Origin of the sequence: Schnuerera sp. (assembly GCF_035459645.1) — a bacterium.
GTDB lineage: Bacteria > Bacillota > Clostridia > Tissierellales > Tepidimicrobiaceae > Schnuerera.
The window spans coordinates 1-8,545 of record NZ_DATHXO010000384.1; the positions used below are offsets into that span (position 1 = coordinate 1).

The window sequence follows — 8,545 nt, forward strand, 5'->3', positions numbered from 1 at the left end:
AAATAGGAAAATAGTTTATTATTTCAATAACTTTACATTGGAAATTTAATAAAGTATCTATTATAAATCCAATTGAATATGAAATATTGTTGGTAAAGATTGATAAAAATATCAAAAAAATGCTAAGTACTATACAAATAGTAAATATAGGCACCAATAAAAGATTAGGTACAAAGCTAATAATAGGAATTTTATTAAAATAATAGGCTAAAATTGGAAACAACCCTATTTGCACCGATACTATTCCTACTAAGGATTTAATAATAATACCCTCAATTGACGAAAATATTGGTTTGAATTTTTTTGTCAAATAAAGAATAAAAAATGTAGCAATAAAAGATAATTGAAAACCAATATTAAAAATCCAAAAAGGATTTAATATAATCAATATTAGCAATGCAAAAAACAAGGTATTTATTGAATCATAGGGTTCTGCAAATATTTGAGACAATAACAATATAGTAAACATTATATTCGCCCTAAGAACAGAAGGAGGACTGCCAATTATATATCCATAGACCCAAATAATTGTAATAGTTAAACTTATATTTATTCTTCTATCCACTCCCAAGAATGCAAACAACATTATAAATAAACCTGCTATTATCCCAATATGTAGTCCTGATACTGCTAATATATGTGCTAAACCTAAATCTCTAAATTGTTGAATATATTCCATATCTAGATATGAATAATTCCCTAATAGGATGGATTTCATCAAAGAACTATTTCCTTCGCTTAAGTAAAAGTCTAAGCCTTCTTCTACCCTATTAACAAATCCCATTTTCAGTCTAAGTAAAAAGTTCAACTTTCCCTTTTCAACATTCATTATGGAATAATCTTTAATAGTCATTGTGGTATATATATTTTCAGCTAATAGGTTTAATTTGTAATTAAATAATTTAGGATTAGTATTAGGTAAAGGTTCTTTCAAAATCCCTCTGACATCTATTACATCACCCAGTTCTAATTTTATTTCTCCTATAACCTTTAATAATATTTTTTCTGAAATCTGAATATCTGTTGCTTCTAGATTAATATTGTGTACATCAACTACATATCTACTTTCTCCTTCTGAAACAGATTTTACTTCTTTTATAGTTCCTTTAATTTCAATAGGACTATCTATATATTTTATTAGTTTACTGCCTTCTGCTTTAATACCAGTAATTAATATACCTAGTAAAAACAGAGATATTAAAATAAATACTGTCATTGAATAGTTTAGTTTTAATCCAATTAAATTAATTATTAAGGTTATTATTAATAAAAATAATATTAAATAGATTTTTGTGCTAATATAATAATAAAATATAATCCCCAATAATATAGGAATGGTGAAAAACACAAAAGGTCTTCTCATATTATCATTCCTTTATATTTTCATTAAATTTTCAAATTGGATTCCTATAGCTCTAAATTAAATTATAGCATAGTAATTGTAATTAATGTTGTTAGTTTCCCTGAAAAAATGATAGAATAGTTATAATACTTATAGGAAATAGGTGGTGCAAAGATGACAAAAAAAATTTATTTAGAAAATCCTTATTTACGTCAATTGGAAGCTAGAATTACAGAAAAAAATTATATGAACAATAAATATTATATTAAAACTAACAAAACAATTTTTTATCCAAATCTAGCCGGTGGCCAACCTGGAGACAAAGGAACTATTAACGGAGTAGAGGTGTTAGATACATATGAAGAAGGTGTAGATATTGTTCATGTAGTCAAAGACAATATTCATAGCGATAGAGTGCTATTATCCATAGATTGGAACAATAGGTTTGATTACATGCAACAACATTCTGGACAACATCTTTTATCTTCAGTTTTTTATAAATTGTTTAATGGTGAAACTATTGGCTTTTATATTGGTAAAGAATATGTTTATATTGATATTGACATTCCTAGTATAAATGAAGAAGACATTAGAAAAATAGAAGAATTTACAAACAAAATAATCTTTTCCAATTTTTTAATCAAATCATATATTGTAGAAAAAGAGGATATGGACAAATTGCCTGTTCGAAAAGATCCAATAGTTAATTCTAATATTCGTATTGTAGAAATAGATGGAATAGATTTTTCTCCCTGTTGTGGTACCCATTTAAGAAGTACAGGAGAAATCGGTATTATCAAAATCAGAAAAGTAGAATCTTATAAAGGCAATATTCGAGTAGAATTCGTCTGTGGTAACAGAGCTTTAAAAGATTATACTTGGAAAAATAAATCCATTAAAAATATTAGCAAACTATTATCTTCCAAAGACAAAGATGTTCATATGAAAGTGGAGCAATTATACAATACAAAAGAAAACTTAGAAAAAGAAAATAGGCTTTTAAAAGAGAAACTATATAAATATATGGCTTCAGATTTAATAAGAGAATCAGATAAAATAAAAGGTATTAATTTTGTTTTTAATAAATCCATGAATATGGATTTTAAAGAAATTCAGAATATGCTTCCCTATATAATTATATTTGAAAATACTATAGCCCTTTTTGGTGTTAAGGATAAAGATAATGGAAGGTTTGTTTTAAGTAGAAGCCACAATTTAGAGATAAATATGAAAAAAATATTAGAAGAAATTTCCCAGGACATAAAAATCAAAGGAGGAGGCAATCCTCAAACCGTACAAGGTGGTTGTCCAAAGGATATGCTAGATGAAATATTAAAGGCTTTTTATGATAAGGTAATAGAAAATATTCAAAGAAGGATCTCCTAATTTTTAGATCCTTCTTTATAAACAAAATAATTTTAATCTCCATATGCTAGTATTTCATTTAACAATTCTTCTCTAATCCTATTTACTCCACTATAATTTACTGCAGGTTTATATACCTTCTCCAATATTTGATGATTTTCACTAGCATTAGCTAGGCTATCTGTAGCTTTTTTTATCAGTAATTTATAAGTATTATAGTCTTCACTATTTTTTATTCTATCATCAAAATATTTGTTTAAGTCTATTTTTTTATCTGCATATTTTATTCCATATTTATTAGAAGTAATACATATATTTAAATCTATGATTATCAAAGATTCTATTTTTTCAGGTATAGTAGAGTTATGATATATTTCTATATGATAACCTCTAATTTTACATTCTTCTATTAGTCTATTTAACAATGTGGACTTCCCAGTGCCTATTTCTCCTTGTAAATAATAGATAGTTTGGATTCCCTCCAAAATAAACTCTGTATAGTCTACAAAGCCTTGTGGTGTATTTGCATTGGAGAATAAATGCCTTTCTTTAAAGCTTACTTTTATATCATTTGGTTTTTTATCAATTATTTCGTCTATTAGCAATTTCGTTTCCATATTTACCCTATTAAAATCTACACCTGTTTTATTACCTTCTTCTATTATTTCATGGACAATTTTGGCTGCCTTAAAGTATGCAAATGCTTTTCCATAAGCTTTTTTATTGTTTAATTTAGCATTTATTATTTGGTTTTTAGAATCTGATAGTTTTCTCACGTCTATAAACTGACCTAAGTCTATTAATCTATCAACCAATCCAGGATAGACCGGATCTATTATATGAGGAGCAGTTCCGTCAACTATTCCAATGTTCAATTCTTCAATAACTATTCCATCTATTGACTCTGGATCTGATGGACAATGATGATACTCAACATTATATCCTTCCTTTAAAACCTTCTCAGCAATATATTTCATTAATGAAGACTTTCCTCCTCCAGGCATTCCTTTTAATATATAAAGCATATTCTTATTTGAACCAATTATGTTATCATGAAAAGAATAAAACCCTTGAGATGTATTTCCTCCTGGAAACATTCTTCTTACCTTTATCATATTACAACCTCCTAAAAAAGATTATCTATTATAATTTATTCTGCTGAGATTATTATGTGCATAGTAGTAGAGTGTAACTCATCGAAATAGTTCTATAAATAAAACAAGGCTGTGCCTTGAAACAATTTCATTACACAGCCTTTAATTTTTAAATTTTTCTACTAATTATTTATATCTCTAAGACAATATTATATTTGTTTTGGCTCAAGAAAAGCTAGATGACGTGTTGCTTTATCTATTACTGGGACAAATGCATTCATTATAAGAATTGAAAAGGCAACTCCCTCTGTTGGTGGTAGAAAAACTCTAATTATCATAACTAAAAATCCAATAGAAACTCCAAATATTAATTTCCCACTGGTAGTAATTGGAGCCGTAACCCAATCTGTTGCCATAAATATTGCACCAATCATCAAGCCACCTGATAATAGATGATAAATAGGATCTTGTCCTAATAAAAAGGCCATTATGAATACTGTTCCAAAAATTGAAGCTGGAACTCTCCAGTTAATATGTCCCTTTTTATAAAGATAAACTCCACCTATTAATAAAGCTAAAGGCGATGATTCTGAAAGAGCTCCTCCTGGAAAGGCAACAAACATTTGAAGATAATTAGGCATCTCCATGCCACCTCCCAACAATGCTAAAGGGCTTGCTTTAGTTATTGCATCAATCGTTCCTAAATTAGGGCTTCCGATAGCTATACCTGCAAATAATGGAGCTAATAAAATCATAGATACCCTTCCAAATAATGCAGGATTAAAACGGTTCATTCCTAACCCACCTACTAATTCCTTTGCTACTCCTACAGCTAATATAGTAGCAAAAATAGCAGTTATAGGCGATACTGTTGGCTGATAAAGCAAAGCAACAAATAAACCAGTTAAAATAGCACTGCAATCTTTAAGCCTAACTTCTTTCCCTAAAATTTTCCGAAAAACTACTTCTGTTAATGCTGCAGTAACCATACATATTGCCATTAACATAATAGCATATCCTCTATAAAAATAAATAGACACAAGAGATATTGGTATAAGCCCAATTATAACATCCCTCATAGCAGTACCTATAAATACTTCTTCTTTTAAAAAGGGTGCTGATGATACTGGCAATTTTCCCTTTTTAGCCATTAATGATCTCCTCCTTTAAATTAATCAATTCTATCCTAATGAAATCAGTTAATTTAATCTACTTTTTCCTACGAATTAGTTCCATTTTCTTTACTGTAGGTTTTACATGCCTTATAAATTCAAGAATTGGACGATTTGAAGGACAACTATAAACACAAATACCACATTCCATACAATCCATCACATTCCATGCCTCCAATTCTTCATAGTTTTCAGTTTCTGCAAAAATACTTAGCTGATTAGGATATAGTCTCATAGGGCACCGCTCCACACATTTACCACATCTAACACAATTCTCATAAGGTTCAGAGGCTCTAACTATCTCCGTTGGGAGAAGAAGTACGCCAGTACTATTTTTTACTACAGGAGCCTTCATAGAATCTTGAGCTCTTCCAGTCATAGGTCCACCCAAAATTACGGTAGAATTATTATAATCAGTAACACCACAATGTTCCAATACATGTCCTACTGAAGTTCCCATCCTTATCATAAAATTACCTGGATTTGGTACATTAGGACCACTAACAGTAACTATACGTTCAATTAATGGTTTCCCATAAACAACTGCTTCATAAACAGCAACGGTTGTCCCAACATTACGTACTATACAACCAATTTCCGCTGATCTAGCACCTCTTTTTACATCTTTTCCTGTAGTTGACTTAATCAAAATAGATTTAAATCCTTGGGGATATTTTACTGCCAATGGAACAATCTCAAAAAGATCCTTATCTTTAGTTTTTTCTTTTAATACTTCTATAGCATCAGGCTTATTAACTTCAATGCCTATAAGACATTTTCTTGCACCAATAACAGAACTTAAAATTTCTGCCCCTGCTACAAGCTCATCGGCTCGCTCAACCATAATTCGATGATCACATGTTAAAAAAGGTTCACATTCCGCACCATTCAATATAAGATATTCTACCGGTTGCCTTGTATTAACGTTAACATGAGTTGGAAAAGATGCACCGCCCATACCAACAATTCCTGCTTCATGAATAGCATTTATTATTTCTTCTTTTGACATGGATTTAGGATCTCTTTTAAATGTTGGTTTAAAATCTTGTTCTTCTCCTTCAACACGAATTATAACGCTTTTTGCATCTTCACCGCTACAATAAGATAGTGTTTCAATTTTTTCAACTACACCGTTTACACTTGAGTGAACTGGTGAACTAATAAATTCAGAAGAATCACCAATCTTTTGTCCTACTTTAACCCGATCATTAACTTTTATTAAAGGTTCACAAGGAGCACCAAGACATTGATGCATAGGAATAATTACACGATCTGGTATTGGCATTTTTTCTATTTCTATATTATCTGTAAAACTTTTATAATGTGGAACATGGGCTCCACCTTTAAAAGATTTAACATCCATTTATCTCACCTCTTTTTATTTATCCTTTTTATCCATAGCTTCTAAGTCGTCATCTTCGTCTTGTCCAGGAGGTACATGACAATATGGCGCCTTATCATGTTTTTTCCGTACTTCTTCTGTTTTTTTCCCATACTTACGAGAATGTAGAAAATTAAATCCAATAATTACACCTGCAGTTAATAATGCAATAGGACGCATAGGTGCAGCATTCCAAACCCGAAGCATAATTGGAATTTGAGGATCTGCTGGCAATCCATAAGCTTTAGGTTCTTCATCCAATATAGTAATTACTTTTTGTCCACCTAGCTGACAATCTCCATATAAATTAGCATTTACATATCCTTGTTTTTTTAAATCCTTGACACGATTTCTGGCATGATCAAGTATTTCATTTCTAGTTCCAAAACGAATAGCTTTTGTTGGACAAACTGTACTACACAAAGGTTCTAATCCTTCACCAATTCGCTCGGCACATAAGGTGCATTTTTCTACTTTTCCGTTCTCTTTATCATAACTAATAGCATTATATGGACAGTTCTTAGCACAATAGTTACAACTAATGCATAAACGTTCATCTATAACAACTAGTCCGTCTTCATTTTTATGACATGCTCCTGTAGGACAGGCCATCACACATGAAGCTTCCTTACAGTGAAGACAAGCATTTTTTAAAAATACCTTTCTCATTTTCCCATCTGAAATTCCAGAATAGTATTTTCCAGTACTTCTTTCATTGATTTTAGTACGATAAATATTCGGGCTTACATTATATATTTGTTTACACACAGCAGTACATGCTTCGCATCCAATACACAGAGAATAATCTACCAACATAGTCAACTCATTTGTATTAATCATCTCTTATCTTCCTCCTTTTATTGTGCCTTAAATTTTATAAATTTTAACTGGGAAGTCGAGCATACATGCACCTGCACCAGGATCATGTAGAGATTTCTTTTCCTCATGGGTCATTGATGGTATTAAATCTCCATCATTTGCTCCTCTACCTTTAGCTTTAGTAAGGCCTTTACTCCAATGCCCAAATCCATGAAACACTGAAACACAGTCTTTTCTAATTCCAGTAGTGAGCTTAGCTTTTAATATAATTTTTCCAACTCTAGACTCTATACATACTTCATCTCCATCTTTTATTCCCATTTCAGCAGCTTTTTCATCGTTGAGTATGGCGTGATTTTCACTATAAAGTTCTAGAACCAAACTATTATTTTGAGATTCTGTCATTCTATGCATAGGAGGTCTATTTATCAAAAAGTTAAACGGATATTCCTCATTTGGTCCCTCACGACGTGGTTGCCAATAAGGTAAAGGATCATAACCATTTTCCTCCATAACTGTAGAATACAATTCGATCTTTTTAGTAGGTGTATTAAAGCTTTTCTTTTCTTCAAAAAGCTGTTCTTGTCCCCAAAGTCCTGTAGGATGATCTTTCATCTCATCCCAAGATGAACCTGCAGCTTCAAGAATGGCATTGTTCCATTTGGTACCTGACGCCTCTTCAAAATAATGACCTAAATTCATAGCTTCAGCTAATCCTAAAACTATTTTTCCAAAACTTTTAGTATCATATGGCAATTCTACTGCTGGTGTTCTAACGGCTAATTGTGGGTAACGTGAAAAATAATCCCTTCCTTTTACACCAGATGTCTCTAACCAATGTGGCTCTGGAAATACCACGTCAGCCATCATAGCCATTTCTGAAGGATAAATTTCACATACAGCAATAAAGTCCAACTTTTTTAATGCTTGTTCCATTTTTTTCGCATCAGGAAAAGCTAATAAATTATACTTACGTACTAATGCAGCTTTTGTTGGATATGGTTTTTCATTTAATATACCATCGGCTACTGTCGAAAAATCTCCATTAGTAAATCTATTCATAATTTCTCGTTGTTCCCATGCATCAATTCTTTCTTTTCGTTTCTCAGGAAAATCTGGCCTTGGAAATACTTTATCAAAATCAGCAGATGGAAAACCTCTCTTTAAAAGTAATCCTCCCTTTCTATCTATTGTCCCCACTAATGCGTTTAGAATAACTATAGCTTGAGCTAATCGAGTACTATTAGCATAATTTGGCCCTGCTGCATCTCGTTTATGTGTAAAAATATGGGCTGGTTTAGTAGTTCCAAATTCTATTGCAATACGTCGAATATCTTCTGCCGGTACTTCCGTTATCTCAGCTGCCCATTCT

7 protein-coding genes are annotated in these 8,545 nt (G+C 31.1%); 1 reads left to right on the forward strand and 6 read right to left on the reverse strand.

All coding sequences use genetic code 11. From position 1 onward, the window contains the following. Positions 1-1,363 (reverse strand): ComEC/Rec2 family competence protein (locus VK998_RS09055; RefSeq protein WP_325227791.1); only part of this gene is annotated, 1,363 nt, incomplete at its 3' end. Positions 1,364-1,516: 153 nt separating this feature from the next. Here VK998_RS09055 and VK998_RS09060 point away from each other — a divergent pair. After that, positions 1,517-2,728: an alanyl-tRNA editing protein gene (locus VK998_RS09060; protein ID WP_325227793.1), complete on the forward strand. Its 1,212-nt coding sequence runs from the start codon at positions 1,517-1,519 to the stop codon at positions 2,726-2,728. 32 nt (positions 2,729-2,760) lie between these two features. On the opposite strand, the gene VK998_RS09065 is transcribed toward VK998_RS09060, so the two are convergent. The 5 genes from VK998_RS09065 to VK998_RS09085 all read right to left on the reverse strand — a co-directional run. After that, a complete protein-coding gene (locus tag VK998_RS09065; protein WP_325227795.1) occupies positions 2,761-3,822 on the reverse strand; it encodes an ATP-binding protein in 1,062 nt (353 codons plus the stop codon). Between the two features lie 188 nt (positions 3,823-4,010). Further along, positions 4,011-4,952 carry an RnfABCDGE type electron transport complex subunit D gene (locus VK998_RS09070; protein ID WP_325227797.1) on the reverse strand — a complete coding sequence of 314 codons (942 nt, stop codon included), beginning with the start codon at positions 4,950-4,952 and terminating at the stop codon, positions 4,011-4,013. Between the two features lie 58 nt (positions 4,953-5,010). Next, a complete protein-coding gene (gene rsxC, locus VK998_RS09075; RefSeq protein WP_325227798.1) occupies positions 5,011-6,336 on the reverse strand; it encodes an electron transport complex subunit RsxC in 1,326 nt (441 codons plus the stop codon). Positions 6,337-6,351: 15 nt separating this feature from the next. Beyond that, positions 6,352-7,194 carry a 4Fe-4S dicluster domain-containing protein gene (locus tag VK998_RS09080; protein WP_325227799.1) on the reverse strand — a complete coding sequence of 281 codons (843 nt, stop codon included), beginning with the start codon at positions 7,192-7,194 and terminating at the stop codon, positions 6,352-6,354. A 27-nt stretch (positions 7,195-7,221) separates the two neighbouring features. Next, a partial coding sequence (locus VK998_RS09085) for a molybdopterin-containing oxidoreductase family protein (protein ID WP_325227800.1) occupies positions 7,222-8,545 on the reverse strand: 1,324 nt, incomplete at its 5' end.

Coding starts and splice junctions, on each gene's coding strand:
- VK998_RS09060 (WP_325227793.1), top strand. CDS start 1,517: ATGACAAAAAAAATTTATTTAGAAAATCCTTATTTACGTCAATTGGAA.
- VK998_RS09065 (WP_325227795.1), bottom strand. CDS start 3,822: ATGATAAAGGTAAGAAGAATGTTTCCAGGAGGAAATACATCTCAAGGG.
- VK998_RS09070 (WP_325227797.1), bottom strand. CDS start 4,952: ATGGCTAAAAAGGGAAAATTGCCAGTATCATCAGCACCCTTTTTAAAA.
- rsxC (WP_325227798.1), bottom strand. CDS start 6,336: ATGGATGTTAAATCTTTTAAAGGTGGAGCCCATGTTCCACATTATAAA.
- VK998_RS09080 (WP_325227799.1), bottom strand. CDS start 7,194: ATGATTAATACAAATGAGTTGACTATGTTGGTAGATTATTCTCTGTGT.